This window comes from Isoptericola sp. NPDC056573 (assembly GCF_042793335.1).
In the GTDB taxonomy this organism is placed as follows: Bacteria; Actinomycetota; Actinomycetes; order Actinomycetales; family Cellulomonadaceae; genus Isoptericola.
The window spans coordinates 159216-184322 of the sequence record NZ_JBHTUY010000008.1; the positions used below are offsets into that span (position 1 = coordinate 159216).

At 76.2% G+C, this 25107-nt stretch carries 27 protein-coding genes; 17 read left to right on the plus strand and 10 right to left on the minus strand.

What is annotated here, in order from left to right; translation table 11 throughout:
- The first annotated feature begins 20 nt into the window (after positions 1-20).
- The 3 genes from ACFQ8E_RS15325 to ACFQ8E_RS15335 all read left to right on the plus strand — a co-directional run bounded on the left by ACFQ8E_RS15325 (position 21) and on the right by ACFQ8E_RS15335 (position 2586).
- On the plus strand, positions 21-896 hold the full coding sequence (locus ACFQ8E_RS15325; RefSeq protein WP_430551427.1) for a LysR family transcriptional regulator: 876 nt from the start codon (positions 21-23) through the stop codon (positions 894-896).
- Positions 897-979: 83 nt separating this feature from the next.
- On the plus strand, positions 980-1600 hold the full coding sequence (locus ACFQ8E_RS15330; RefSeq protein WP_430551428.1) for an RNA polymerase sigma factor: 621 nt from the start codon (positions 980-982) through the stop codon (positions 1598-1600).
- Positions 1600-2586 (plus strand): hypothetical protein, encoded by a 987-nt coding sequence (locus ACFQ8E_RS15335; protein WP_430551429.1) that lies wholly within the window; start codon positions 1600-1602, stop codon positions 2584-2586. The genes ACFQ8E_RS15330 and ACFQ8E_RS15335 overlap by 1 nt, the downstream gene beginning before the upstream one ends.
- A 38-nt stretch (positions 2587-2624) precedes the next feature.
- Here the strand turns inward: ACFQ8E_RS15335 and ACFQ8E_RS15340 are convergent, their stop codons facing one another.
- Together ACFQ8E_RS15340 and ACFQ8E_RS15345 are read right to left on the minus strand one after the other, a co-directional pair.
- The gene (locus tag ACFQ8E_RS15340) at positions 2625-3311 is read right to left on the minus strand and encodes a response regulator (RefSeq protein WP_430551430.1); all 687 of its coding nucleotides are present in this window, start codon (positions 3309-3311) and stop codon (positions 2625-2627) included.
- Positions 3308-5041 carry a sensor histidine kinase gene (locus tag ACFQ8E_RS15345; protein WP_430551431.1) on the minus strand — a complete coding sequence of 578 codons (1734 nt, stop codon included), beginning with the start codon at positions 5039-5041 and terminating at the stop codon, positions 3308-3310. Before ACFQ8E_RS15345 ends, ACFQ8E_RS15340 begins: the two co-directional genes overlap by 4 nt.
- A 141-nt stretch (positions 5042-5182) precedes the next feature.
- On the opposite strand from ACFQ8E_RS15345, the gene ACFQ8E_RS15350 reads away from it, so the two are divergent.
- From ACFQ8E_RS15350 to ACFQ8E_RS15380, 7 genes are all read left to right on the plus strand, one after another.
- Positions 5183-6160: a Bug family tripartite tricarboxylate transporter substrate binding protein gene (locus ACFQ8E_RS15350; protein ID WP_430551432.1), complete on the plus strand. Its 978-nt coding sequence runs from the start codon at positions 5183-5185 to the stop codon at positions 6158-6160.
- Entirely contained in the window at positions 6157-6702 is a 546-nt protein-coding gene (locus ACFQ8E_RS15355; RefSeq protein ID WP_430551433.1) for a tripartite tricarboxylate transporter TctB family protein, read from the plus strand. Before ACFQ8E_RS15350 ends, ACFQ8E_RS15355 begins: the two co-directional genes overlap by 4 nt.
- 13 nt (positions 6703-6715) lie before the next feature.
- Positions 6716-8302 carry a tripartite tricarboxylate transporter permease gene (locus ACFQ8E_RS15360; protein WP_430551434.1) on the plus strand — a complete coding sequence of 529 codons (1587 nt, stop codon included), beginning with the start codon at positions 6716-6718 and terminating at the stop codon, positions 8300-8302.
- Positions 8299-8745 carry a universal stress protein gene (locus tag ACFQ8E_RS15365; protein WP_430551435.1) on the plus strand — a complete coding sequence of 149 codons (447 nt, stop codon included), beginning with the start codon at positions 8299-8301 and terminating at the stop codon, positions 8743-8745. Before ACFQ8E_RS15360 ends, ACFQ8E_RS15365 begins: the two co-directional genes overlap by 4 nt.
- A 109-nt stretch (positions 8746-8854) precedes the next feature.
- Complete coding sequence (locus ACFQ8E_RS15370) at positions 8855-9442, plus strand: RNA polymerase sigma factor (RefSeq protein ID WP_430551436.1); 588 nt, start codon at positions 8855-8857, stop codon at positions 9440-9442.
- Complete coding sequence (locus tag ACFQ8E_RS15375; protein ID WP_430551437.1) at positions 9439-10797, plus strand: hypothetical protein; 1359 nt, start codon at positions 9439-9441, stop codon at positions 10795-10797. Before ACFQ8E_RS15370 ends, ACFQ8E_RS15375 begins: the two co-directional genes overlap by 4 nt.
- Positions 10798-10813: 16 nt before the next feature.
- Positions 10814-11752, plus strand: a complete 939-nt coding sequence (locus tag ACFQ8E_RS15380) for a phosphotransferase family protein (RefSeq protein ID WP_430551438.1) — start codon at positions 10814-10816, stop codon at positions 11750-11752.
- Between the two features lie 27 nt (positions 11753-11779).
- On the opposite strand, the gene ACFQ8E_RS15385 is transcribed toward ACFQ8E_RS15380, so the two are convergent.
- Positions 11780-12361, minus strand: a complete 582-nt coding sequence (locus ACFQ8E_RS15385) for a hypothetical protein (protein WP_430551439.1) — start codon at positions 12359-12361, stop codon at positions 11780-11782.
- A gap of 68 nt (positions 12362-12429) precedes the next feature.
- Between ACFQ8E_RS15385 and ACFQ8E_RS15390 the strand changes: the two genes are divergently transcribed.
- On the plus strand, positions 12430-13608 hold the full coding sequence (locus ACFQ8E_RS15390) for an SLC13 family permease (protein ID WP_430551440.1): 1179 nt from the start codon (positions 12430-12432) through the stop codon (positions 13606-13608).
- 33 nt (positions 13609-13641) lie between these two features.
- Positions 13642-14109: a luciferase family protein gene (locus tag ACFQ8E_RS15395; RefSeq protein ID WP_430551441.1), complete on the plus strand. Its 468-nt coding sequence runs from the start codon at positions 13642-13644 to the stop codon at positions 14107-14109.
- Between the two features lie 81 nt (positions 14110-14190).
- Here the strand turns inward: ACFQ8E_RS15395 and ACFQ8E_RS15400 are convergent, their stop codons facing one another.
- Positions 14191-14781 (minus strand): phosphoribosylglycinamide formyltransferase, encoded by a 591-nt coding sequence (locus ACFQ8E_RS15400; RefSeq protein ID WP_430551442.1) that lies wholly within the window; start codon positions 14779-14781, stop codon positions 14191-14193.
- Between the two features lie 22 nt (positions 14782-14803).
- Positions 14804-15184 (minus strand): VOC family protein, encoded by a 381-nt coding sequence (locus ACFQ8E_RS15405; RefSeq protein WP_430551443.1) that lies wholly within the window; start codon positions 15182-15184, stop codon positions 14804-14806.
- Positions 15185-15247: 63 nt separating this feature from the next.
- Between ACFQ8E_RS15405 and ACFQ8E_RS15410 the strand changes: the two genes are divergently transcribed.
- Complete coding sequence (locus ACFQ8E_RS15410; RefSeq protein WP_430545958.1) at positions 15248-15829, plus strand: 1-acyl-sn-glycerol-3-phosphate acyltransferase; 582 nt, start codon at positions 15248-15250, stop codon at positions 15827-15829.
- Positions 15830-15844: 15 nt separating this feature from the next.
- Here the strand turns inward: ACFQ8E_RS15410 and ACFQ8E_RS15415 are convergent, their stop codons facing one another.
- The gene (locus ACFQ8E_RS15415; RefSeq protein ID WP_430551444.1) at positions 15845-16747 is read right to left on the minus strand and encodes an SDR family oxidoreductase; all 903 of its coding nucleotides are present in this window, start codon (positions 16745-16747) and stop codon (positions 15845-15847) included.
- A 102-nt stretch (positions 16748-16849) separates the two neighbouring features.
- Between ACFQ8E_RS15415 and ACFQ8E_RS15420 the strand changes: the two genes are divergently transcribed.
- Positions 16850-17413: a TetR/AcrR family transcriptional regulator gene (locus ACFQ8E_RS15420; protein ID WP_430551445.1), complete on the plus strand. Its 564-nt coding sequence runs from the start codon at positions 16850-16852 to the stop codon at positions 17411-17413.
- Between the two features lie 10 nt (positions 17414-17423).
- Positions 17424-17990 carry a GNAT family N-acetyltransferase gene (locus ACFQ8E_RS15425; protein WP_430551446.1) on the plus strand — a complete coding sequence of 189 codons (567 nt, stop codon included), beginning with the start codon at positions 17424-17426 and terminating at the stop codon, positions 17988-17990.
- Here the strand turns inward: ACFQ8E_RS15425 and ACFQ8E_RS15430 are convergent.
- Positions 17874-19934: a hypothetical protein gene (locus ACFQ8E_RS15430; protein WP_430551447.1), complete on the minus strand. Its 2061-nt coding sequence runs from the start codon at positions 19932-19934 to the stop codon at positions 17874-17876. The two genes, ACFQ8E_RS15425 and ACFQ8E_RS15430, sit on opposite strands and share 117 nt — an antisense overlap.
- Before the next feature lie 106 nt (positions 19935-20040).
- On the opposite strand from ACFQ8E_RS15430, the gene ACFQ8E_RS15435 reads away from it, so the two are divergent.
- Positions 20041-20337, plus strand: a complete 297-nt coding sequence (locus ACFQ8E_RS15435) for a hypothetical protein (protein WP_430551448.1) — start codon at positions 20041-20043, stop codon at positions 20335-20337.
- 60 nt (positions 20338-20397) lie between these two features.
- Here the strand turns inward: ACFQ8E_RS15435 and ACFQ8E_RS15440 are convergent, their stop codons facing one another.
- A complete protein-coding gene (locus ACFQ8E_RS15440) occupies positions 20398-21294 on the minus strand; it encodes a universal stress protein (protein WP_430551449.1) in 897 nt (298 codons plus the stop codon).
- A 144-nt stretch (positions 21295-21438) separates the two neighbouring features.
- Here ACFQ8E_RS15440 and ACFQ8E_RS15445 point away from each other — a divergent pair, with 144 nt between their 5' ends.
- A complete protein-coding gene (locus ACFQ8E_RS15445; RefSeq protein ID WP_430551450.1) occupies positions 21439-23193 on the plus strand; it encodes a GAF domain-containing protein in 1755 nt (584 codons plus the stop codon).
- On the opposite strand, the gene ACFQ8E_RS15450 is transcribed toward ACFQ8E_RS15445, so the two are convergent.
- Entirely contained in the window at positions 23145-23825 is a 681-nt protein-coding gene (locus ACFQ8E_RS15450; RefSeq protein WP_430551451.1) for a response regulator, read from the minus strand. The genes ACFQ8E_RS15445 and ACFQ8E_RS15450 overlap by 49 nt on opposite strands.
- 56 nt (positions 23826-23881) lie before the next feature.
- Positions 23882-25099 carry a dipeptidase gene (locus ACFQ8E_RS15455; RefSeq protein WP_430551452.1) on the minus strand — a complete coding sequence of 406 codons (1218 nt, stop codon included), beginning with the start codon at positions 25097-25099 and terminating at the stop codon, positions 23882-23884.
- Positions 25100-25107: the final 8 nt, after the last annotated feature.

Below are 25107 nucleotides of genomic sequence, written 5' to 3' on the forward strand. Positions count from 1 at the left end.
CTCGCTCATACGCTGGAGGCATGACCTCCCGTCTGACGGTGGACGACCTGCTGCTCGCCGAGGCGGTCGCGCGGCACGGCTCCGTGGGCGCCGCGGCGCGCGAGCTGCTCGTCGCGCAGCCGTCCGCGAGCCGCCGCCTGTCCACCCTGGAGCGCCGCCTCGGCACGCCGCTGTTCGACCGCGACACCACCGGCGCCCGGCCCACCCCGGCCGGGCGCGAGCTCGCGCGCCTGGCCGCGCGGCTCCTGGCCGACCTGGACGACCTGCCCGACCAGGTGCTCGCCGCCGTCGCCGCGCCGACCCTGTCGGTCGGCACCATCCAGGCCCTCAGCCCGATGGTGCTCACCGCCGTCGAGCTCGAGCTGCCCGACGTCACGGTCCTGCCGGAGGTGGACCACGGCCCGACCCTGGTGCGGCAGGTGCACGAGGGCTCCCTGGACGCCGCGATCGTCACCGTCGCGGAGCAGATCGTGGTGCCGCGCGGCCTGCAGCGCACCCCCCTGGGCGAGTCGCCACGGGTGGTCGTGCTGCCCGCCGGCGTGGCGCCGCTCGCCGCGGGGCGCCGGCCGTTCGCCGGGCGCACGGTCGTGTACAGCCTCATCGACCTGGCCGGCGAGACCACGCACCGGCGGCTGTCGGCCCTGGGCGCCGTCCCGCGCCGCGGCCCCACCACGGAAGCCACGCTCCGCATCGCGCGCGAGCTGGGGTGCCCGGCCCTCGTGCCCGAGCTCACCGCCCGCTGGTACGCCGCGCCCGGCGACCGCGTCGTGCCGTCCCCGGTGCCGGGGGCCGTGCGGGTCACGCTCGTCACCCGGACGCCGCGGCCCGCCGTGCTGGCGGACGCGCTGCCCCGGATCGCGGCGCGGGTGCTGGGCGCCGGCGGCGGGGACCGGTAGCGCCGCCCCGGCCGCCCTGCAACGCTCGGGCCGGACGTGGACATGTCCCGGTCGTCACCGTCCCCCGGTCGGAAGGACCGCCCATGCCCACCCGCGAACCGCCGGACCACGAGGCGCGCTTCACCGCGCTCTTCGAGGCCACGCACCGCCCACTGCTCGCCTACGCGGTGCGACGCGTCGCCGACCCCGCGGACGCCGCCGACGTCGTCGCCGAGGCGTTCCTCGTCGCATGGCGGCGCATCGAGGACGTCCCCGCCGGCCCGGACGCGCGCCCGTGGATGTTCGGCGTGGCGCGCCGCGTCCTCGCGAACCACCACCGCGGGACCAGGCGCCGCACCGCCCTGGCGGACCGCCTGCGGGCCGAGGTCGTCGAGGCCGTGCCGCCTCCGTCCGACGACGACGTCAGCGACGTCGAGCAGGCCCTCGCGCGCCTCGGCGACGAGGACCGGGAGCTGCTGCGCCTCGTCGCGTGGGAGCAGCTCGCGCGGGACGAGATCGCGATGGTGCTCGGCGTCTCCCGCGCCGCGGTGCGCGTCCGGCTGCACCGCGCCCGACGGCGGCTGGCCGACCAGCTGGCCGCGCTCGCCGCGGCGGACGACGTCCCCGGCGTGCGACGCACCGACCGGGCCGCGCAACGCACCGTCCCGGCCGGACAGGTGATCAGCGGGTGGGCACCTGCCCGCCCCGGAACCGAGGAGGCGTGATGAGCGACCTGATGAAGCGGCTGAGCGCCGCGGACCCGGCCCGCCGGGCCCGACTCGACGCCATGGACGAGGCGGCGTTCGCCGCCCTGCGCGAGGAGATCACCATGACGAGCACCGACGGCGCGACCGCGCCCGCCCTGCCCACCGCCGGCGACCCGCTCCCCCGGCGACGCCGCCTCGGGCGCCGCGGCGCGGTGGCGCTCGGCCTGGCCGCCGTCCTCACCGGGGGCGGCGTGGCCTACGCGGCGATCCAGGCGTTCCAGGGCTCCAGCGGCGAGGGCGTCACCTGCGTGCACGCCTGGACCGCGGACACCGCCGACGGGCTGGACGTCGACGCCGCCGGCTCGTGGATCACCGGCGACCCGTACGCCGACTGCACCACGCTGCTCGCCGAGGCCGGGCTGCCCCCGATCGAGGCCCCCGTCGCCTTCGCGTGGGACGGCCAGACGGTCGTGGCCCCCGCCGACCAGGTGCCCGAGGGCGTGCAGCGCCTGGAGGGGTCCCAGGCGGTGGGCACCGGCGTCGTCGAGCTGCAGCAGAGCGTCGTCGACCCGGTCGACGGCGGCTGGAGCGAGTGCCGCTCCGTCGCCGAGGGCGCCACCTGGGCCCAGGGGGAGATCGACCGGCTCGGCCTGCAGGACTGGACCGTCGCCTCGGAGGACGCGAGCGGGACCTCGCCGTCGTGCTCCCACCTCGAGGTCAACGTCGGGGAGCGCACGCTCACCGTCAGCCCGTCGGAGGACCCGTACCAGAGGCTGTCCGCGCCGGACGTGGACGCGATGATCGGCGCGCTCCGGGACCGGGTGGTGGACGAGTGCCTCCCCGCCGACGAGGCGCGGGCGGTCGCCGACGAGGCGGTCGCGTCGTTCGACTTCGAGGTCCCGACGAGGGAGGTGACCGACGAGTCGGCCGGGTGCTCCCGGGTGGACGTCTTCCTCGGCGGCACCATCGAGGTGACCGTGTACGGGCCGAGCGCGGCCGGCTGACCCGGCCCGACGTCCGTGTCCGCAGCGCCGCTGCCGGCTCAGCGCAGCCGGTAGCGGCGCTCGGGGCGCCCCGCGGTGCCGTAGTTGAGGCGCACCGCGGCGCGCCCCGTCGTCGCGAAGTGCTCCAGGTAGCGGCGGGCGCTGACCCGGCTGACGCCGACGGCGTCGGCGCACTCGGTGGCGCTGAGCTCGGCGCCGTCCGCGAGCACGGCCAGCACGGCGTCGGCGGTCTCCTGGCTGAGCCCCTTGGGCAGGGGCTCGCGCGGTGCGGCGGCCTGCGGCGGGCGGGCGAAGACGGCGTCGATGTCCGCCTGGATGTCCGCGCCGGCGTCGTCGTCGAGCCCTTCGAGCGCGACCCGTGCGCGGCGGAACTCCTGGAGGCGCGCCGTGAGGTCGTCGGACGCGAACGGCTTGACGAGGTAGTGCGCCGCCCCGCCCGCCGCCGCGGCGCGCACCGTGTCCGCCTCGCGGGCGGCGGTGATGACGACGACGCCCAGGTCGTGACCGGCCGCGCGCAGGCGGCGCAGCACCTCGATGCCGCTCATGTCGGGCAGGTGCACGTCGAGCAGCACGAGATCCGGCCGCAGCGCCTCGACGGCGGCGATCGCGTCGGCGCCCGAGTGGGCCTCCCCGACCACGCGGAACCCCGGGACCCGCTCCACGAAGCGGCGATGGATGGACGCGACCATGAAGTCGTCCTCCACCACCAGCACGTCGAGGCTCACGCCTGCTGCACCTCCTGGTCGGCCCGTCCGGTGCCCGCGACCGACTGCGGCAGCCGGGCGATGAACACGGCACCGCCCTCCCCGGCACGGGCGTCGCCATTGTGCACCGTCACCCTCCCGCCGCGGCGCTGCGCCAGCACGTGCACCAGGGCGAGGCCCACGCCCCGGCCGGTCGCGCCGTGCGGCTTCGTGCTCCACCCGCGCCGGAAGATCTCGTCCGCCTGCTCGGGCGGCACGCCCCGCCCGGTGTCCGCGACCTCGACGAGGACGTCGTGCGCGGGCCCGTCCAGCGCCAGCCGCACGCGGACCATGGCGGGCGCCGCGACGCCGTGCGCGTCCGGGCCCGCGGCCCACGCCGCGGCGTCGACGGCGTTGTCCACGAGGTTGCCGAGCACGGTCCCCACGTCCGCGGACAGGTCCGGGTCCAGTCGGGGCAGCGCGCTGCCCGGGTCGACGACGAGCTCCACGTGCCGCTCGTCCGCGAGCGTCGCCTTCGCGATGAGCAGCGCCGCCACCGCCGGGTCGGCGACGCGCGCCGTCACGACGTCGCTCAGGTCGGCCCGGCGCCGCGTCAGGCGCTCGACGAACCGCCCCACCTCGTCGTACTCCCCCAGCTCGATGAGCCCCGAGACGGTGTGCAGCTGGTTGCTGAACTCGTGCGTCTGCGCGCGCAGCGTCTCGGTGACGCTCTCGCGCGCGTGCAGCTCGCTCTGCAGCGCCAGCAGCTCGGTGCGGTCGCGCAGCGTGGTCACCGTGCCGGCCGGGCGGCCGTCGTGCAGGACGCGGCGGCGGTTGAGCACCAGCACCGTGTCGCCCGCGACCAGGACCGCGTCGTGCACCTCGTCGGTGCCGCGCAGCAGGTCGAGGACGGCGGGGTCGAGGCCCAGGTCCTCCAGGCGGCGGCCCGTCGGGTCGGGCGCGTCGCCCGCCCCTGCGACCGGCCCGACGAGGCCGAGCAGCTCGCGGGCGCTGTCGCTCATGAGGCTCACGGCGCCGTCGTCCCCCACGACGACGACCCCCTCGCGGATCGAGCGCAGCACGCCCTCGCGGTGGTCCGCGAGCGCCGCGATCTGCGCCGGCTCCAGGCCGCGCGTGCGCCGCTTCACCAGGCGTGCCAGCAGCCACGACCCGGCGGCCGCGAGCGCGGTGCCGATGCCCAGCACCACGAGCACGTCGCCGCCGGCGTCCGAGAGCCGCTCCGTCAGCGGCGGGTACGGGTCGGCCAGCACGACGACGGCCACCGGCTCGGGCGCGCGCGGCTCCGGCACCGGGTCGCTGCCGCCGTAGACCGGCACCCACGCCGCGATCGAGCTCCCCGCCACGTCGGCGACGTCGCCGCTGCCGGCGCGCGTGGCGGCGTCGTCGGGCAGGTCGAGGCGCTCGCCGGTGCGGGTCGGGTCCGTGGCGACGAGGATGCGTCCCTCAGGGTCGGTGAGGTAGGCGTTGCGGGCGTCGACGTAGGCCGCGCGGGTCTGCAGGTAGAACGCGAGCGCCTGCGTGTCGGGCGCGTCCGCGGCGAGCGACGCCTGCACCGCCGGGATGCCCGCCAGGCCCTCCGCCGCCACCTCGAGCCGGTCCGCGCGGTCGTCGCGGAACTCGGCGTCGGCCTGTCCCAGGAAGACGACGGCGGCCGCGGCGACGACGACGAGCAGCACGGCGAGCTGCAGCGCCAGCACCTGACCGCCGAGCGTCAGGTGGCGCCGGGAGCCCTGCGAGCGTCGTGACCGCAAGTTCCACAACCTCCTTTGGTTGCCCAATGATGACGCGCCCCACGCGTACCTGTGACGATCTCACCCGGGGCACAGCCGCCCCGCAGCACCGACAGTCTGGAGTACCCGGTGTCGACGACGACATCCCGCCGACGACGTGGCGTGCGCGCCGCCGTCGCCGCCGCCCTCGCCGCGACCCTCGTGGCGGTCTCCGCCGCGTGCGGAGTGACGCGCGGCGACGACTCGACCGACCTCGACATGTGGATCCCCAACAGCCCGGGCGGCGGCTACGACCAGACCGGGCGCGCCGCCGTCGGCGTCCTGGACCGCGACGGCATCACCGGCGGCGACATCCAGGTCACCAACATCCTCGGCGCGGGCGGCTCGGTCGCCATGTCGCGGCTCATGGGCGAGGCCGGCAACGAGCGGCTCCTGATGACGCTCGGGCTCGGCGTCGTGGGCTCCACCTACTCGTTCGGAGTGGACGCCCGGCCGCACGACGCGACCCCCATCGCCCAGCTCATCGAGGAGCAGGAGGGCGTGCTGGTCCCCGCGGACTCGCCGTTCGAGACCATCGACGACCTCGTCGCCGCGTGGGAGGACGACCCGGGCTCCGTGGTCGTGGGCGGCGGGTCGTCGCCCGGCGGCCCCGACCACCTGTTCCCCATGCAGCTCGCCAAGGCGACCGGCGTGGACCCGAAAGACCTGCGGTACGTGTCGTACGACGGCGGCGGCCCGCTGACCAGCGCCCTGCTGGGGCACAAGATCCAGGTCGGGTTCTCCGGCCTGGCCGAGTTCGAGGGGCAGATCGAGGCGGGCGAGCTGCGCGTGCTCGCCGTCTCCGGCGACGAGCGCGTCGCCGGGGACGTCCTCGCCGACGTCCCGACCCTCACCGAGTCCGGCATCGACCTCGTCTTCACGAACTGGCGCGGCGTCGTCGCCCCGCCCGGCATCAGCGACGAGGCCCGCGACCGGCTCATCGACTACCTCACCCGCATGCACGACTCGCCCGAGTGGGACCAGGCCCTGGCCGACAACGGCTGGACCGACGCCTTCACCACCGGCGACGACTTCGAGCGGTTCCTGCGCGAGCAGGACGAGCGGGTGTCGACCACCCTGAAGGAGCTGAACCTGCTGTGAGCACCGAGGTGGAGACCCCCGACGCGGGGCCGGCCGGCGGGGATCCACGTGGCCCGGGCACCCCACGCGTCGACGCCGCCCAGTACGGGCTGTCGGCCGTGCTGCTCGTCGTCGGCGCCTACACCGTCTACGACGCTATCCAGCTTGAGGTGGGCTTCGCCGACCCCGTGGGCCCGCGCGTCTTCCCCTTCGTCATCGGCGCGGGGCTGGCGGTGACGAGCGTGCTGCTGGCCGTCGCGACGGCGCGCGGCTCGCGCCCCGAGCCGGAGGCGGGCGAGGACGTCGACGTCACGACCCCGGCCGACTGGCCCACGGTGCTGAAGCTGGTCGGAGTCATCCTGCTGACCGTCGCCACCGTGAGCTGGCTCGGGTGGGCGCTCGCGGGCGCCGTCCTCTTCGCCGGGTCGGCGTGGGCGCTCGGCAGCCGCACGGTGATCCGCGACGTGCTGGTGGGCCTCGTGCTCGCCGTGGCCAGCTGGTACGGCTTCGTCGTCGGGCTGGGCATCCCGCTCACGCCCGGCGTCCTCGACGGGATCCTGTGAGGGGGCGGGACTGATGGAGAACCTCGGACTGCTGTGGGACGGCCTCGGCGCCGCCCTCACCCCCATGAACCTCCTGTACGCCGCGGTGGGCGTGCTGCTCGGCACCTTCGTCGGCGTGCTGCCCGGCATCGGGCCGGCGATGGCGATCGCGCTGCTGCTCCCCGTGACGTTCGGGCTGGAGCCCACGCAGGCGTTCATCATGTTCGCCGGGCTGTACTACGGCGGCATGTACGGCGGGTCGACGACGTCGATCCTGCTCAACACGCCCGGCGAGTCCGCGTCCGTGATGACGGCGCTCGAGGGCAACCTCATGGCGCGGGCCGGGCGGGGCGCGCAGGCGTTGGCGACCGCCGCGGTCGGGTCGTTCGTCGCGGGCACGATCGGCACGCTCCTGGTCGCGATGTTCGCGCCGGCGCTGGCGGACGTCGCCGTGGAGATCGGCGCGCCGTCGTACTTCGCGCTCATGGTGCTGGCGCTCGTCATGACGGCGACGGTGCTGGGCGCGAGCCCGCTGCGCGGCCTCATGTCGCTGTTCGTGGGCCTGACGATCGGCCTGGTGGGCCTCGACCTCAACACCGGGCAGCCGCGCCTGACGTTCGGCGTCACGCAGCTCGTGGACCGGCTCGACATCGTGGTGGTGGCCGTCGGCATCTTCGCGCTCGGCGAGGCCCTGTGGGTCGCGGCGCACCTGCGTCGCAAGCCCGCGCGCGTCGTGCCGGTCGGGCAGCCGTGGCTGGGTCGCGAGGACCTGCGCCGGTCCTGGAAGCCCTGGCTGCGCGGCACGGCGTACGGGTTCCCGTTCGGCGCGCTGCCCGCGGGCGGCGCCGAGCTGCCGACGTTCCTGTCGTTCGTCACCGAGCGCAGCCTGGCGAAGCGCGGCGTCGTCCGCCGGAGGGCGGACGCCAAGGACGAGTTCGGCCGGGGCGCCATCGAGGGCGTCGCGGGGCCGGAGGCCGCGAACAACGCGTCGGCCGCGGGCATGCTCGTGCCGATGCTGGCGCTGGGCCTGCCCGTGACCGCGACGGCGTCGGTGATGCTGTCCGCGCTCCAGGGGTACGGCATCCAGCCCGGCCCGCAGCTCATGACCGAGCACGCGGACATGGTGTGGACGCTGCTCGCCAGCCTGCTGGTCGGCAACCTGCTGCTGCTCGTGCTCAACCTGCCGCTGGCACCGCTGTGGGCGCGGCTGCTGCGCATCCCGCGGCCCCAGCTGTACGCGGGCATCCTGTTCTTCGCCTGCCTGGGCGCCTACGCCACCAACCTCGACCCGTTCGACATCGCCCTGCTGCTGGTGTTCGGCCTGCTCGGCATGGCGATGCGCCGGTTCGGGCTGCCCGTGCTGCCGCTCATCCTCGGCGTCATCCTGGGCCCGCTCATGGAGACCAAGCTGCGCGAGGCGCTCACCATCTCCGGCGGCGACCCCGCCATCCTGTGGAGCGAGCCGCTGGCGATCGCCATCTACGCGGTGCTGGCACTGGTCCTGCTGACCCGGCCGCTGCTGTCGCGGTGGCGGTCGCGGACGGAGTCGCGGATCGTCGCGGAGGCGGAGCACACGCAGGAGGCGGACGACGAGACCGTGACCGAAGGGAGCGCCCGATGACCACGACCCCGGGGCAGGAGCAGACCCCGCCCCCCGCCGACGGCTGGGTGGTGGTGGCCTGGACGCCCGACGAGTTCGGTGCCGCCGCGCTGGAGCACGCGATCGCCTGGGCCGCCGAGGGCGGGCGCGGCGTCGCCGTCGTCAACGGCACCCGCGGCGACGCCCTGGTGGACGAGCGGTTCGCCGCCCCCGCCGGGCTCGCCGACCTCGCCGAACGGCTGCGGGGCACCGGGCTGCCGCACGTCGTGCGGCAGGAGATGGGGCGCGACGTCGCGGAGCAGGTGCTCGACGTCGCGGCCGAGCTGTCCGCACGGCTCGTCGTCGTGGGGCTGCGGCACCGCAGCCCCGTGGGCAAGCTGCTCATGGGCTCCGTCGCGCAGCGCATCCTGCTCACCGCCGAGTGCCCTGTGCTCGCCGTCAAGCCCGGGGAGCGCTCCGCCTGACGGCCCGAGATCGGTCAACCGGTGCGAGCTCGGTCCTCGTCCCGACCGATCTCGTACCGGATGACCGATCTCGCGTGTAAGGAGCGGCCGGCCCGGGACACTACGTCGTGTGAGCACCCCCGACGACGCCGCCGACCGGCGCGAACGACTGTCCGCGCTGTGGAGCGCGCACGCCGTCCGCGTCCAGGCGTACCTGTGGCGGCACACCGACCCGGACACCGCGCAGGACGTGCTCTCCGAGACGTTCCTCGTGGCGTGGCGCCGCCTCGACGACGTCCCCGACCCGGCGCTGCCGTGGCTGCTGGTCGTGGCCCGCAACCTCGTGCGCAACGCGCACCGCGCCGCGCGGCGCCGCCGCACGCTCGACGACGAGCTCGCCTCGCTCGCGGCCTCCGCGCCCCTGCCGGAGGCCGCACCCGAGGCCCTCGCCGTCGAGCGCGACGCCCTGCTGCGCGGCCTCGCCCGCCTCGGCGAGCGCGAGCGGGAGGCGATCCTCCTCGTCGCGTGGGACGGCCTCGCCCCCGCCGACGCGGCCGACGTCGCCGGGTGCAGCACCGCGACGTTCCACGTCCGGCTGCACCGCGCCCGACGCCGGCTGGCCGCCGACGCCGACCACGCCGACGGTGCCCCCGGCGCGGCCCCCGCCGCCGCGACCACCGCCCTCCGCTCCGCCGCGTCCTCCAGGAGGTCCGCATGAGCACCGCAGGCAGCTCCACCGGTATCGACGAGCGGCTCGCCCGCCTCGCCCCCACCGCGTCCCCCGACCCCGAGCGGCTCGCCGCCGCCCGCGCGGTGCTCGACGACGTGCTCGACGAGACCCTCGACGGCGACCGCGACGGGTCCGGCCCCTCCCGCAGCCGACGTGTCGGGGACGCGCACGTGCTCGACCTCGACGACGCCCGCGCCCGCCGCGACGCCGCGGACGGTGATGCCCCCCTCCCCCTGGTCGACGACGACCTCGTCGTGCCGCTCGACCGCGGCCGCACCGCGCGCGAGCGCCGCCGTCGGCGCGTGCAGCTCGGCGCCGCCGCGGCCGGCGTCGTCGGCGTCGTCGCCGTCGGGCTGGTGCTGGCACCGCGACCCGCTCCCGGGCCGGCGTCACCCGAGTCGTCGTGCGCCGAGCAGCTCACCGCGTCCCTGCCCGAGCGGTTCGACCTCCACCCGGCCTGGTCGTCGCTCGCCCACGACACCGTCGGCGGGGCGAGCCTGACGATGCTGCGGTCGCCCGAGAAGCTGACCGGTTTCTGCGCGGACACGAGTGACGCGGCGGGCTCGACCAGGACGAACACCCTGTGGACCGATCCCGCGCCCACGGCATCTGCCGGGGAGGTCACGCTCGGCGGGGTCATGGACGACGACTGGTACGTCGCCTGGGGAGATGTCGGCTCGGGGGCCAGGGACGTCCGGCTCCAGGTGGAACCGCCGCGCGACGCCGGAGCCCCGGGCTCCCTGCTCGTCGTCGACACTGTCCGGGACGGCGCCGGCTGGACCGTCATGCTGCCCGGCGACCGCGTGCCGACCGACGCCCGCGTCTCGCTGCTCTGGCGGGAGGACGGCACCGCCCGGTCGCTGGCGCTCGACAGCGCCTGGCCCGAGGACGGGGAGGCGGCCACGGCGCTCACCGAGCAGCGTCGTCAGCGGTGCACGGACGGCCCCGACGTCACCGGCCTCCGACCGCTGATCGAGCGACGCTACGACGACCTCGGGCTCACCGCGATGATGAACGACCGGCGCGAGCTCGTCATGTGCGTCCAGGACGCGTACCCGCCGTACCAGGCCTGGACCGTGACGAGCGGCAGGGCCGACGCCGCCCCGGCGCGCGACGTGGCGGCGGTGGAGATCGGCACCTCGACGGACGGCGCCCACGTGCTGACGGGCTTCGCAGGCGCGGACGTCGAGCGCGTCGAGCTGGAGACGGAGGACGGCACCGTCGTCCCCGCCGAGCTGTCCGACGGGTACTGGGTCGCATGGAGCACGACCTCTGGCGGCGACATCCTCGGCGAGGCACAGCTGGTCTGGTATCTCGACGACGGCTCGCGGCACGAGGACTGAGCGCTAACCTGCCCGGATGTCTCGTTCGGTCCCTGACCTCCGCGCCCTGTCCGACCGGCAGCGCGAGCTGCTGAGCGCCTGGCTGCCGGACGTCGCGGTCAAGGAGGACATGAGCTGGGGACTGGTGGAGACGACCGTCCTCCGCGTGGCCGCGGGCGGGCGGACGCTCGTCGTCAAGGCCGGGGGCGAGCGGGATCACCACATCGCCCGCGAGGTCCGGGCGCACCGGGAGTGGACGGGGCCCTGGCTCGCGGACGCCCTCGACGCACGGGTGGACGCGGACCGGGTGGACGCGGACCGGGTGGACGCGGACCGGGTCGGGCGCCTGGTGCGCGCCGACGTCGACGCCAAGCTGCTCGTCACGACGTACCAGCCGGGCCGGCTGGTCCAGGACGACGCGGCCGCCGCCGACCCGGACACCTACGAGCAGGCGGGGCGGCTGCTGGCGGCACTGCACGGGCAGCTCGCCGTCGAGGACGTCGGCTACGAGGCGAGGGCGAACGCCCGGTCCGAGCGGTGGCTGGGCGGTCCGCACCGGATCGCCCCGGGGGACGTGGCACGGTTGCGCACGCTGATCCGCTCCTGGCCCACGCCGCCCGCCGTCGTCGTCCCGACGCACGGCGACTGGCAGGCACGCAACTGGCTGGTGGACGACGGTGGCACTGTGCGCGTCATCGACCTCGGCCGCGCGGACCTGCGGCCGGCGATGAGCGACCTCGACCGGCTCGCGTCGCGGGAGTTCCGGCGGTACCCGGGCGCCGAGGAGGCGTTCCTCGCCGGGTACGGGCACGACCCGCGCGAGCCGGGGGCGTGGTCCCGGTCGCGGGTGCGCGAGGCGATCGGTACCGCCTGCTGGGCGTACCAGGTGGGCGACGACGCGTTCGAGGCGCAGGGCCACCGCCTCGTCGCGGAGGCGCTGGCCGACGCCGGCGGCGCCCGCCCGACGAGCCCCTGATCAGGCCGGACGGGCGCCGCAGGCAGCTCATTGCGGCGCGGTGAGGTGCTCCTCCCACGGCAGCAGGGTGACCGGGTGCGGCGGGTGGTCGGACGCCCTCAGCGTCAGGTCCACGACGGCGGCGCGCACCCGTGCCCAGTCGCCGTCGCCGGGGCCGCCGGGCCCGTCCGACCCCTGCGCGACCTCGAGGATCTGTCGCAGCACCAGGACGGCGCGTGCCCGGTCGACCCGGTCGGCGGTGCCGGGCCGGGTGGCGGCGCGCACGACCTGGGCGGCGAGCGCCGCGCCGCGCGACCCGGGCTCGAGCGGGTCCGACGTCGCCAGGCGCACCGGCACCGGCGCCGCGCGCAGCGACCAGCGCGCGCCGGACGGGTCGTGCGCCACGATGCGCGTCGGGCCGCGGAGCAGCGACGCCACCAGCAGCCCGACGGCGACCAGCACCGTCACGCCGCCGACGGTCAGCACCCAGCCGGCCGTCTGCGGCCCGGCGACGTCGGTGAGCATCAGCACGCCCAACCACACGACCCAGACGGTGGCGCAGCCGAGCGCCACGAGCGCGAAGATCAGGGGCGCGGAGGCGTCCCCGGGGCGTCGGCGTCGAGTGCTCATACCCCTCAGTTGCCGGCCGAGGCCCGATCACTACCTCCGACCTTCGAACCGACGTCTACGCTCAGCCCGTGACACGCCGCGCGCGACGGCTCCTGCCGCCCCTGTGGGTCCCGGCGCTCCTCCTCGTCGTCGCCCTGCCCTTGTCGGGTGCGCTGCCGGCCGCCGAGGCCCGCTCCCTCGCCGCCCTGACCGGGCCGGTGCTGGGCTTCGTCGTCCTGCTCACGGTGGTCGCCGAGCTCTGCGCCGGCGCGGGGCTGTTCGACGCCGTCGCGGACGGCGCCGCCCGGCTCGCCCGCGGGCGGGCGGTGGCGCTCTGGCTCCTCGTGGCCGCGGTCGCGACCGTCTGCACCGTCGTCCTGTCGCTCGACACCACGGCCGTGCTGCTCACCCCGGCCGTCGTGGCCGTCGCCCGCCGCGCCGGCCGCGACCCGCTCCCCCTCGCACTCACGGTGCTGGCGCTCGCCAACACGGCGTCGCTCCTGCTGCCGGTCTCCAACCTCACCAACCTCATGGCCGCGTCGTCGTTCGACGCCGGGTACCTCGGCGTCATGGTGGCGCCCGCCGTCGCGGTGGTCGTCGTCGTGGTCGCCGCGCTCGCCGTCCTGCACGCGCCCGCCCTGCGCGGCACGTACGCCGTCCCGGAGCCTCGCCGGGCCGCCGATCCGGTGCTGCTGTGGACGGCGGGCGCGGTCGTCGTCCTCATGGGGGCCGGCTTCGCCGCCGGGCTGCCGGTGCTGCCCGTGGCGCTGGGCGCCGCGGTCGCGCTCGGGGCCGCGACGGCGTGGCGCCGGGTGCCGCTCCTCGTCCCGGTGCGCGAGCTGGTGCCGTGGCGCACCGTCGTGGTCACCGCCGGCCTGTTCGCCGTCGTCGGAACGTGGCACGCGCACGGTCTCACCGACCTGCTCGCCCCGCTCGTGGGCACGGGCGACGACGCGGGCGCCCTCGCCCAGGTCGCCGCCGTCGGCGCGGCGTCGGCGAACGCGGTGAACAACCTGCCCGCCTACCTCGCCCTCGCCCCCACCGTGACCGGCGACGACGCCCGGCTGGCGGCCTTGCTCGTCGGCGTCAACGCCGGGCCGCTCGTCACGCCCTGGGCGTCGCTCGCCACGCTGCTGTGGCTGCAGCAGTACCGGCGGCACACGTTCTCCGCGCCGGTGGGCCTGGTGCGCCGCGTCGTCACCCAGGGCGCCGTCGTGGCGCCGCTCGCCGTCGCGGCCGGCGTGCTCGCCCTGGCTGTCGTGAGCTGACGTCCCGGCTGCCGGGGCGGGTACGGTGCCACCGTGCCGACCTCCCCACACCTGACCGCCGCCCGCCCGGGCGACCGTCCTGACACGTCCGACGAGGGCCCGCACCGCCAGCTCACCCAACGCTCGACCCCTGCGCTGTGGGGCGAGCTGGTCGCCCGAGTGTTCGCGCTCGACGGCGTCGTGGAGGGCCACAGCCAGGTGTCGCCGAAGTCCTCGCGCGCGGTCTTCCTCGCCGGCCTCGAGCAGGAGCGGGAGCCGGCGACGAACCTGGCCCCGGGACGTCGCCTCGAGCCCGTGCACCTGCACGGCGTGACCGACACGAGCGTGCACCTGGTGCTGCCGCACGAGCGCGGCGAGGAGCTCGTCGCGCTCGGGTGGGCGGAGCCGCACCAGTACGAGGACTTCGGCACCGAGTACATGGTCTACGGCCCGCGCGACGCCGCGGAGGTCGACGCCGTCGTGTCCGTCGTGGCCGAGAGCATCGCCTTCGCACGGGGCTGAGGCCTCACGCCGGGACGGGCGCGCCGTGTCCGTCGTGGTCCAGGGGTTGTCGTCGCGAGCTCGTCCGGCGCACCCGCCGGCTCAGGAGCGCCAGGCCCGCAGCACCTCGACGAGGAGCGCCTTCTCCGCAGCCTGCACCCGGGCGCGCAGGGCGGGCACGTCGTCGCCGGGGACGACCGGCACCTCGGTCTGCGCGACGACGGGTCCCTCGTCGTAGTCCGCCGTCACCACGTGGACCGTCGCGCCGGAGACCGTGCGGCCCGAGGCCAGGACGGCCTCGTGCACATGGTCGCCGAACATGCCGGCGCCGCCGAACTCCGGCAGCAGCGCGGGGTGCGTGTTGAGGATCCGCCCCGCGTAGCGGGCGAGGACCCGCGGCCCGAGCTTCTTCATGTACCCGGCGAGCACCAGCACGTCGACCTCGGCACCGTCGAGCGCGGCGAGGACGGCGGCGTCGAGGTCGTCCGCGTCCGGATGGGTGACACCGCTGAGGTGGGCGGTCGGGACGCCGTGCCGCCGGGCGACGTCGAAGATCCCCGACCGGCTGTTGTTCCCGAGCACGAGGCGCACGTCGGCGGCGCCCGACCCCAGGACGTGGTCGGCGGTGCTCCCCGCGCCCGACCCGAGGAGGGCGACACGGAGCGGGACGGAGGGGCTCGCGGCGGCGGTCACGGCACGAGCCTGCCAGAGCCCGTCAGGCCGTCGCCCACACCCCGAGCTCGTTGCCGCTGGGGTCGAGGAAGTGGAAGCGGCGGCCGCCGGGGAACTCGTACGGGCCGTCGACCACCCGGCCGCCCGCGGCCGTCACGCCGGCCAGCGTCGCGTCGAGGTCGTCGGAGTACAGCAGGACGAACGGGCCGCCCCGGGAGACGTCGGCGGCCTCGGCGAGACGCAGCCCGCCCGCCTCCGCCGGCGCCCGCTCCGCGGCCGTGCGGATGCCCGCGTACTGCGGCCCGTAGGCGACGAACTCCCAGCCGAAGGCCGCGGCATAGAACTCCTGGGCCGCCGCGAGGTCGGTCACCGGCAGCTCGAGGTAGTCGATGGTGTGGTGGACGCCGTGCGCGTGCTCGCTCATCCAGGCAGCATGGCGCGGCCCTCCGACACCCGCTCCCCGTCCGCCGGCCGGTAGAGTCGCCCGATGCTCAGAACCCTGCGGCGGGCGCTCGCCGGCACCTACTGGCGGCTCAGCCGCTGGACCCTGCGCAGCGAACCGGCCCCGGCGCAGGCGGGCGTGCTGGTGGGCGCGCCGCACACGTCCAACTGGGACTTCGTGCTCATGCTCGCCATCGCGTGGCGGCTCGGGCTGGACGTGCGCTGGCTGGGCAAGCACACCCTGTTCGCCGGTTGGCGCGGGCCGCTCATGCGCGCGCTCGGCGGTATCCCCGTGGACCGTCGCGACCCCAGCCGGGTGGTGGACGACGTGCTCGCCCACGTCCGTGCCGGGGAGGTGTTCCACCTCGTCGTCACGCCCGAGGGCACGCGGTCGGGCGACGGGTGGAAGTCGGGCTTCTACCGCATCGCCCGGGCCGCGGACCTGCCCGTGACGCTCGGGTACGTCGACCGCACCACGATGACGACGGGCCTCGGCCCCACCCTCCGCCTCACCGGCGACGTGCGCGCCGACATGGACGACATCCGCGCGTTCTACGCGGACAAGGCGGGCCTGCGCCCGGCGCTGCGCACCGAGCCGCGGCTGGCCGACGAGGACCGGCAGGGCTGACGCCCTCTCGACGCGTCAGCCGCGCGCCGCGTGGTCGTACGCGCCGGCGGCAAGGTCCTCCAGCAGCGTCGGGCCGAACGGCTCCCAGCCCAGCAGCTCGCGCGTCAGGGCGCTCGACGCGACGGCGTCCATGCCCCAGAACCGGCTGAGCCAGCCGAAGTGCTCGGCCGCGTCCGCCGGGTCGACGGACACCGCCGGCACCCCCACGACCCTGCCGATCGCCTCGGCGATCTCGCGGGACGGGACGCCCTCCTCCGCCACGGCGTGCACCGCGGAGCCCGCGGGCGCCTTGTCGACGGCGAGGGCGACCGCGCGCCCGGCGTCGCCGACGTGCACCGCGGGCCACCGGGCCGAGCCGTCCCCGACGTACCCGGAGACGCCGCGCTCGCGCGCCGTCCGCACGAGCGTCGCGGTGAAGCCGTGGTCGCCGGTGCCGTGCACGGTCGCCGGGAACCGGAGCGCCACCGGTCGGACCCCTCGTCCCACGGCGTCGAGCGCCACGCCCTCGGAGCCGCCGCGCGGCGCGTCCGGGCCGGTGAAGGCCGACGCGTCGCGCTCGGTGAGCACGACGCCCGGCCGCCCGACGACGCCGGACGCGACCAGCAGGCCGCGCCCGCTGTCCGCGAGCTCGTCGACGAACGCCTGGACGACGGCCCGTTCGGTACGGCCCGCGGCCTCGTAGTCGGCGAAGTCGTGCTTGAACGCCAGGTGAACGACCGCGTCGGCGTCGCGGGCGGCGGCCCGCAGCACCTCCAGGTCGTCGAGCCCGCCACGGACGGCGGTGGCGCCCAGCTCCTCGACCCGGCGGGCCGACGCGTCGGAGCGGGCGAGCCCGAGGACGTCGTGCCCGGCGGCGAGGAGGTGGGGGACGGTGGCGGAGCCGATCCAGCCGGAGGCTCCGGTGACGAAGACGCGCATGGGTTCTCCTCTCGTGGGCCGTGCCGCGGCCCGTGATGTCAGTTGCTGACATCACTCACGGTACACCTGATGTCAGGGACCGTCATCACTAGACTGTGCCGCATGGCCCGATGGGAACCCGACGCGCGCGGGCGCATGACGCGCGCCGCGCTCGACCTCTACGCCGAGCAGGGGTTCGAGCAGACGACGACCGCCCAGATCGCCGAGCGCGCCGGCGTCACCGAGCGCACGTACTTCCGGCACTTCGCCGACAAGCGCGAGGTGCTGTTCGACGGCTCCCACGAGCTCGAGGCGGCCGTCGAGGCCGCCATCGCCGCCGCGCCCGACGCCGACGAGCCGCTCGACGTCGTCGGCGAGGCCGTCGCCACCGCCGTCGAGGTGCTCGAGGAGCGCCGCGAGTTCGCCGCCCGCCGCGCCGCCGTCGTCGCCGCGACCCCGCGCCTGCAGGAGCGGGAGCTCCTCAAGCTCGCCGCGCTGCGCGACGCCGCCGCGGCAGCACTGCGCGGCCGCGGCGTCCCCGAACCGGACGCCTCGATGGTCGCCGAGGCCGGGGTGGCGGCGTTCCGGGTCGGGTTCGAGGCCTGGATCGCCTCCGGGCAGTCCCGACCGGTCACCGACGAGGTGCGGTCCGCCCTCGCGGCCCTGCGCGCGCAGGCGCGGGGCTAGGCTCGCCGTCGTGCCCGCGACCGGAAACCCGCCCTCCGTCCCCTCCGGTGCGCTGCCCGACGGCGTCACCCTGCGCCTCCTGGACGAGGACGACGGACCGGCGCTCGCGGCGGCGTACTCCCGCAACCGGGCTCACCTGGAGCCGTGGGAGCCGGTGCGTCCGCCGGAGTTCTACGACGCCGACCGGCAGGCCGGGCTCGTCGCGACGGAGCTGCGGTCGCACGAGGACGGCCGGTCGGTGCCGCTCGTCCTGGTGCGTGCCGGCGAGATCGTCGGCCGCGTGAACCTGTCCGACATCGTGCTCGGCGCGTTCCGCAACACCCATCTGGGCTACTGGGTCGACGCCTCGCTCGCCGGGCGCGGCGTCATGACCGCGGCGGTCGACGCCGCGTGCGCGCACGCCCGCGACGACCTGGGCCTGCACCGCGTCCAGGCGGCGACGCTGCTGCACAACGCGGCGTCACAGAAGGTGCTCGCGCGCACCGGGTTCGACCGCATCGGCACCGCGCCGTCCTACCTCCGGATCGCCGGCCGTTGGCAGGACCACGCCCTCTTCCAGCGCATCCTCCACGACTGACCTCCGTCGACGGCGCACCACGAGAGCGACGACGCCGCCCCCCGCGGCGAGGACCAGCACCACCACGCCGGCCCCGGCGGCCGTCGCGAGCCCCGCCCGGTCCGACGCCGCGGCCGCATGCTCGGCGGCGGCATCGAGGTCGCCGGCAGCGAGGTCGCCCCGCGCCCGCTCGGCCGCCAGGTCGACGCCGAGCACCAGCGCCCCCAGCTCCGTCACCGGGTCGCGGTCGGCGTCGGACGCCTCGACGGCCGCGCCGACGCTCGTCGTCACCTCGGCGGCCCGCGGCAGCAGGGTGGCGAGCTCCGCGTACGCGTCGGCGTCGGACGCCCCCTCGTACGCCGCGCGCACCGCCGCCGGCACGTCCAGCCCGGCCCGCTCGGCCGCTGACTGCACGGCCCCGGCGTCCTGCGCCGCGCCGTCGAGCGCGGACCGCACGACCTTCGCCTCGCCGAACTCCCAGCGGGTCATGGCCGTGCGCAGCCCGAGCGGCGGCGCCCAGCCGCCGTCGGCCTCGTCCAGGGCCGCGTACGCCTCGCGTGCGGCGGCCCGGGGCTTCAGCGCGGCCTTCTGCTCGGCGTCGAGCACCCACGTGCGCAGCACCTTCGGCGCGCCGGAGACGCCGCCCCGTTCCTCCACCAGGTCGAGGAAGCGGCGCCAGTCGGTGCGGCCCCCGTTCTCCTCCCGGGAGCCCGGGCGCTCGTACGCGCTCTCCCCCGCCTGAGCCGCCGAGACCACGGCCGTGAACGCGTCGTCGTCGAGCCCGCCCAGCAGCTTCCGCACCACGGTGTACGACGCCGCGTACCCGTACTGCTCGGCGTCCGCGTCCAGCTCGCCCGGGTGCGCGTCCCAGTCCGAGAGGGGCACGGCGACGTCGGCGTGGCGGTCGGGCGCCGACCACGGGTCGCTCGACGCGCCCGTCCGCTCCACGACGCGCTGCGCCACCACCTCCGTCACGCCCTCGGACAGCCACCGCTCGGTGAGGCGGTCCGGGTTCAGCCAGGCGTGCCCGAGCTCGTGGTAGAGCGTCGCCGGGTCGAGGTCCTCCGGGATGACGATCTCGTCCTTGTCCGGGTCGAACCACGCGTACCCGAGCACCTTGGGCGACACGTCCTCGCGGATCGTGTCGAGCCCGCCCGGCCACGGCCGCCCGACGAGGTCCTCCAGCACGGGCAGGCCCTGCTGCAGCCGCTTCCCCACGAACGCCGTCCACTTCTCGTCGCCCGGGAAGCTCTGCAGGGTGAGGGTGGTGCCGCCCACCTCGACGACCTTCTCGTCCGCCTTCTTCGGGTCGCGCGCCGAGACGACCGCCCAGATCCCGTCCTTGTCGGTGTTCTCCGTGGCCGTGTACGTGGTGGTCTTCCCGGAGCGCTCCTGCGTGAACACGTCGGACGTCGCGTCGAACGTCATCGACGCCGGCAGCACCACCTCGACCGTCGTCCGGCCGGCGTCTCCCACCCCCGACGCCGCGAAGGTCGCGAAGCCGTCGCCCACCCGCGTGTAGTCCTCCGAGCGCACCGGCTCGCCCGGCACGACGAAGCTCCACTCGATGGTGCGCGTCTGCCCGTACCGCAGCGGTGCGAACGTCGTCACCGCGTACCGGGTGCTCGGGTCCTCGGTCGCCTCCAGCCGCACCGGCAGCGAGGCACCGCCGCTCGTCGCGCGCACGTCCTCCGCCCCCGCCGGCACGGCGATGGAGTACGACGTGAAGTAGTAGTACGTCAGCCCGCGGTCGGGCGTGACGTTGCCGATGGTGGTGGTCGTCGTCGCCCGCACCTCGGTGTCCTTCGCCCGCAGCACGTACCGGCTGTGGGACTCCTCCGTGAGCCCTTCGTCGGCGACGGCGGCGGGGCCCGCCAGCAGCAGGGCGCCGGCCAGCCCGACGCCGAGCAGACCGGGCAGCAGGTGCGGCGCGGCACGTCGGCGAGGCGCGGGCGAGGGGATCATCGCGCGCATCCTTGCGCCTGCCGTCGGCACGCCGCAAGCCCGCCCGGGTGCGCGACGTCGCCCCGTGCGGTAGACCGGAACCCGTCGGGCCGCGGAGGGGGACGCCATGGGTACTGACAGCACAGGTGCCGGCGACGGTTCCGCCGGCACGGACGCCGGCTCGCTCACCATCGCCCTGCTCACGGCGTGCTCGGAACCCGACCTCGGCATCCGCTCCCGCATCGTGCAGGAGCTGCTCGACGAGGCGAGCACCGACCCCCGGCTCGCGCGCGAGGTGATCACCACCATGCTCACGGCGTCGGTGATGTCCCTGCGTGCCTACACGGACGCGACGCGGCGCGACCCGCACGACGTCCTGCGCGCCCTCGGCACCAGCTGGTCGCAGCGCTCACTGAGCGCCTGAGCCGCACGGGATCCTGCCGCCGCGGCCCGCCGGGGGAGTCGACGGGCGCGCGGCGGCAAGCTAGTCGTGCACCACCGTCACGGCGCACGGCGCGTGGCGCACGATCCGGTCGGGACCGCCGCGCACGCGGCCGACCTGCAGCGAGGCGGCACGGCCGCCGGTCACCACCAGGTCGTCCGACCGCAGCGCGGCGAGCAGCGCGCCCGGCGCGACACCACCGCGCGTCTCGACCGTCCAGCCCACGGCGGGGTACTTCTCGCCCCACCGCGCGACCCGGGCCTCGAGGTCGGCCCGCGCCTCGGCGCGCAGCCGTTCCAGCCACCCGAGGTCGCCGTCGGTGGCGCCCGCGAACATCCCCTCGTCGGCGGAGTGCGCCGCCGTCAGGGACACACCGGCGCGGTCGGCCTCGTCGAACCCTGCCTCGAGCACGCGGTCGGAGGCCTCGCGAGGGTCGACGGCGACGACCACGCGGCGCGGCTCCTGGGCGCGGGCGGCCCGCGGCACGACGACCACCGTGCCGGGGGCCAGCGCCGCCACGGCGGACGAGATCGAGCCCATGGGCACGCGGTCGAACGTGCCGACGCCCCGGCGTCCCACCACGACGACGGCGCCGCGCCGGGCGTGGTGCACGAGGACGGCGCAGGCGTCGCCGCGCACGGCCACGAACTCGACCGCGCCGGGCGACGTGCCGAGCGTCCGCGCCGCCGTCGTGCGCTCGAACCTGACCCGGGACCGCGCGACCAGCGCCTCCGCCTCCGCCCGCGGTTCCGGCCCGCGGGACCCCGCGGTCACCGCCCCGAGACCGACCGGCTGGGCGTAGGCGTGCACGACGACGAGGCGCGCCGCCAGGCGCAGTGCCTCGCCCGCCGCCCACGCCATCGCGTGGTAGCCGCCCTCCGAGCCGTCGACACCCACGACGACGTCCCGGACCGGTCCCTCCACGCTGCTGATCGCCATGTCGTCCTCCTCCGACCGCACCAGTGGGCCACGCGCGCCGGGCCGCGCGGCAGTGCCGAACGCCCCGTCGGACGGGCCGAAGGTCCCGATCGGGACGACCGGGACAACGGGCGGGCATCCGTCGGTGCTTCTAGCGTGTGTGACGTGAGTCCGCGGCAGGGTCGCCGGGAGCGGGACATGGACGTCCTCCTGGACGCCGTCGTGTCCGTGGGCCGGGGCCTCGAGCTGGAGACGACCCTGCACCGGGTGGTGCAGGCCGCCGCCGCGGTCGTCGACGCCCGCTTCGCCGCCCTCGGCGTGCTCGGGGACGACCGGCGCATCACCCGGTTCCTCACCGTGGGCATGTCCGAGGACGAGATCCGCGCCATCGGCCCGTACCCGACGGGGCACGGGATCCTCGGCGAGCTCATCCGCGACCCCCGTCCGCTCCGACTCCCGGACATCGCCGCGGACGCGCGCTCGGTCGGGTTCCCGCCGCACCACCCGCCGATGCGCAGCTTCCTCGGCGTGCCGTTGCAGGTGCACGGACAGCCGTTCGGCAACCTCTACCTCACCGAGAAGCGCGGCGGAGGCGAGTTCACCGCGGACGACCAGCGGCTGCTGGAAGGGTTCGCGACCGCCGCGAGCTTCGCCGTCGAGAACGCGCGCCTCTACGAGGAGACGCGGCTGCGGGAGCGGTGGCTGCGGGCCGACGACGAGATCGCGCGGCGCCTGCTGTCCGGCGAGGACCCGGACAGCGTGCTCGACCTGGTCGCGGCGGAGGCGATCAGCGTGGCCGCGGCCGACACGGCCGGGATCGCCGTGCCCGTGGACGACGACCCGGACCGGGAGCTCCCCACCCTCGTCGTCCGCTCGGCGGTCGGGATCCGGGCGGAGAGCCTGCGCGGGCAGGTGCTGACCCCGCCACGCTCGTTCAGCGCGATGGCGTTCGTGGACGGGCGGCCCGTCGTCACCGCCGACGCCACCACCGACGACCGCGCCGACGTCGCCCTGCACCCGGACGGCACGCTCGGCCCCGTCGCCGCCTTCCCGCTCGTGGGCCGCGGGCGGCGGGCGCGCGGCGTCCTCGTCGTCGGGCGGGTGCGCGGCGCCGACCCCTTCCCGACCGTCGTCGTCGAGGCGCTGGGGGCGTTCGCGAACCAGGCCGCCGTCGCGCTCGAGCTGGCCGAACGGCGCGCGGACGCGGCTCGGCTCGCCGTGGTGCGCGACCGCGACCGCATCGCGCGCGACCTGCACGACCTGGCGGTGCAGCGCCTGTACGCCACGGGGCTCTCCCTGCAGACGGTGGACCGCCGCCTCGCCGCACCGGGCCCCCTGGCCCCCGAGGAGACCCGTGAGACGGCGGGGCGGGTCGGTGCGGCGATCGACCAGATCGACGAGACGATCGACCTGATCCGCACCACCATCCGCGGGCTGCGCGACCCGGGCGGCGACCTCCCGCACCGCGTCGGCACGCGCTCGCTGCTCCTCGCGGAGGCCGACGCCGCGACCCATGCGCTCGGCTTCGCCCCGACCGTCCGGTTCGAGGGCCCGATCGACGCCCAGGTGCCCTCCACCGTCGCGGCGCACCTCGTGGCCGTGCTGCGGGAGAGCCTGTCGAACGCGGCCCGGCACGCGCGCGCCACACGGGTGCGGGTCGGCCTGCGCGCCGACGGCGACCTCGTGCTGACCGTCGTCGACGACGGCGTCGGGATCGCCACGGACGCGCCCCGCAGCGGGCTCGCGAACCTCTCGCGGCGGGCGGCGGAGCTGGGCGGCTCGTTCGAGGCCCGGCCGGGCCGGGCCGGCGGCACGGCGCTGCGCTGGCGGGTGCCCCTCGTGCCCGGCGGCAGCGGTCTCGCCGGCGTGGGTCAGGAGGCGGCGGACGGCGTGTCGGGGTCGTCGGGCCGGCCGAGCTGATCGAGCCGCACCGCGAGGACCGCCGCCTGCACCCGGCGCTCGAGGCCCAGCTTCGCCAGGAGGCTCGACACGTAGTTCTTCACGGTCTTCTCGGCGACGAACAGCTCGGCGCCGATCTGCCGGTTCGTCAGGCCCTCGCCCACGAGCACGAGGATGCGCCGCTCCTGGGGGGTGAGGTCGGCGAGCGGGTCGTCGGCCGCGGTCTTCTCGCGCAGGCGTGCCATCACGCGGCCCGTGGCCCGCGGGTCCAGCATGGAGCCGCCCGCCGCCACCGTCCGGATGCCCGCGACCAGGTCGGTGCCGCGCACCTGCTTGAGCACGTAGCCGGACGCGCCGGCGAGGATCGCGTCGAACAGGGACTGGTCGTCGTCGAACGACGTGAGCATGAGGACCGCCACGTCGGTGCGCGAGCGCAGCTCCCGGCAGACGCTGACCCCGTCGCCGTCGGGCAGCCGGACGTCGAGGACCACGACGTCGGGCCGCAGGGCCGGGACCCGCGCGAGGGCCTCCGCCGCCGTCCCGGCGGTCCCGACGACCTCGAGGTCGGCCTCCATGCCGAGCAGGTCGGCGACGCCGCGGCGCACCACCTCGTGGTCGTCGACGAGGAACACCCGCACGGGCGCACCGGTCATGGGCTCACGCTAGCCCTCCGGCGCGCCCTCGGCCGGGCGGCCGACGCGGGCAACCGTCAGACGCCGCCGTCGAGGTCCTCGAGGCGCGCGACGCTGGGCTCCCGCTCGGCCCGCAGCCGGGCGGCGACGTCCTCCGCGCCGCGCAGCGCGCGCAGCACGTTGCCGCTGGTCAGGCCCGCCAGGTCGGCGTCCGACCAGCCGCGGTCGGCGAGCGCCGCCAGCAGGGCCGGGTAGCCGGAGACGTCGCGCAGCTCGTCCGCGAACCCTCCTGCGCCGTCGTAGTCGCCGCCCAGGCCGACGTGCGCCGCCCCCGCGACCTCGCGCACGTGCTCGACGTGCGCGACGACGTCGTCGAGCGTCGTCGGCGGCTTGGGGTGCGTCTCGGCCCAGGCGGTGGAGAACCGGTCGAACTCGGCGATGTCGTTCGGCGCGATCCCCGCGGCCCTCGCGGCCTCCCCCGCCTGCGCCCGCCACTCGCCGATGGCCGGGGTGACGAAGCTCGGCACGAACGTCACCATGCACACGCCGCCGTTCTCGGCGAGGCGCGCCAGGACGTCGTCGGGCACGTTGCGCGGCACGTCGGCGACGGCGCGCGCGGAGCTGTGCGAGAAGATCACCGGCGCCTCGGAGACGTCGAGGGCGGCGCGCATCGTGCGCGCGGAGACGTGCGAGAGGTCGACGAGCATGCCCAGCCGGTTCATCTCGCGCACCACCTCCCGCCCGAAGGCGGTGAGGCCGCCCTGCGCGAAGCGCCCGTCGGCGGGGGGCTCGTCGGTCGCGGACTCGGCCCAGGGGTTGTGGTGGTTGTGCGTGAGCGTCATGTACCGCACGCCCAGCTCGTACAGCATGCGCAGGGCGCCCATCGACGAGTCGATCGACTGCCCGCCCTCCGCGCCCATGAGCGACGCGACCCGGCCCTCCGCCCACGCGGCCACGACGTCGTCGGCGCTCGTCGCGAGGCGGAAGTGCTCGGGCCAGCGCGCCACCATGCGGCGCACGGCGTCGACCTGCTCGAGCGTCGCCGTGACCGCGGCGCTGCCGGGCAGGTTGGACGGCACGTACACCGACCAGAACTGCGCGCCCACGCCCCCCGCGCGCAGCCGCGGCACGTCGGTGTGCGTACGGCCGTCGGTACCGGCCTCCAGGTCCAGCCGCGACCAGTCGTACGCGACCTGGTCGCGCGCCTCCCACGGCAGGTCGTTGTGCCCGTCCCAGACGGGATGCTCGCGCAGGAGCGCGGCGATGCGGTCGGTGTGGTCCGCTGAGCTGGTCATCCCCCGAC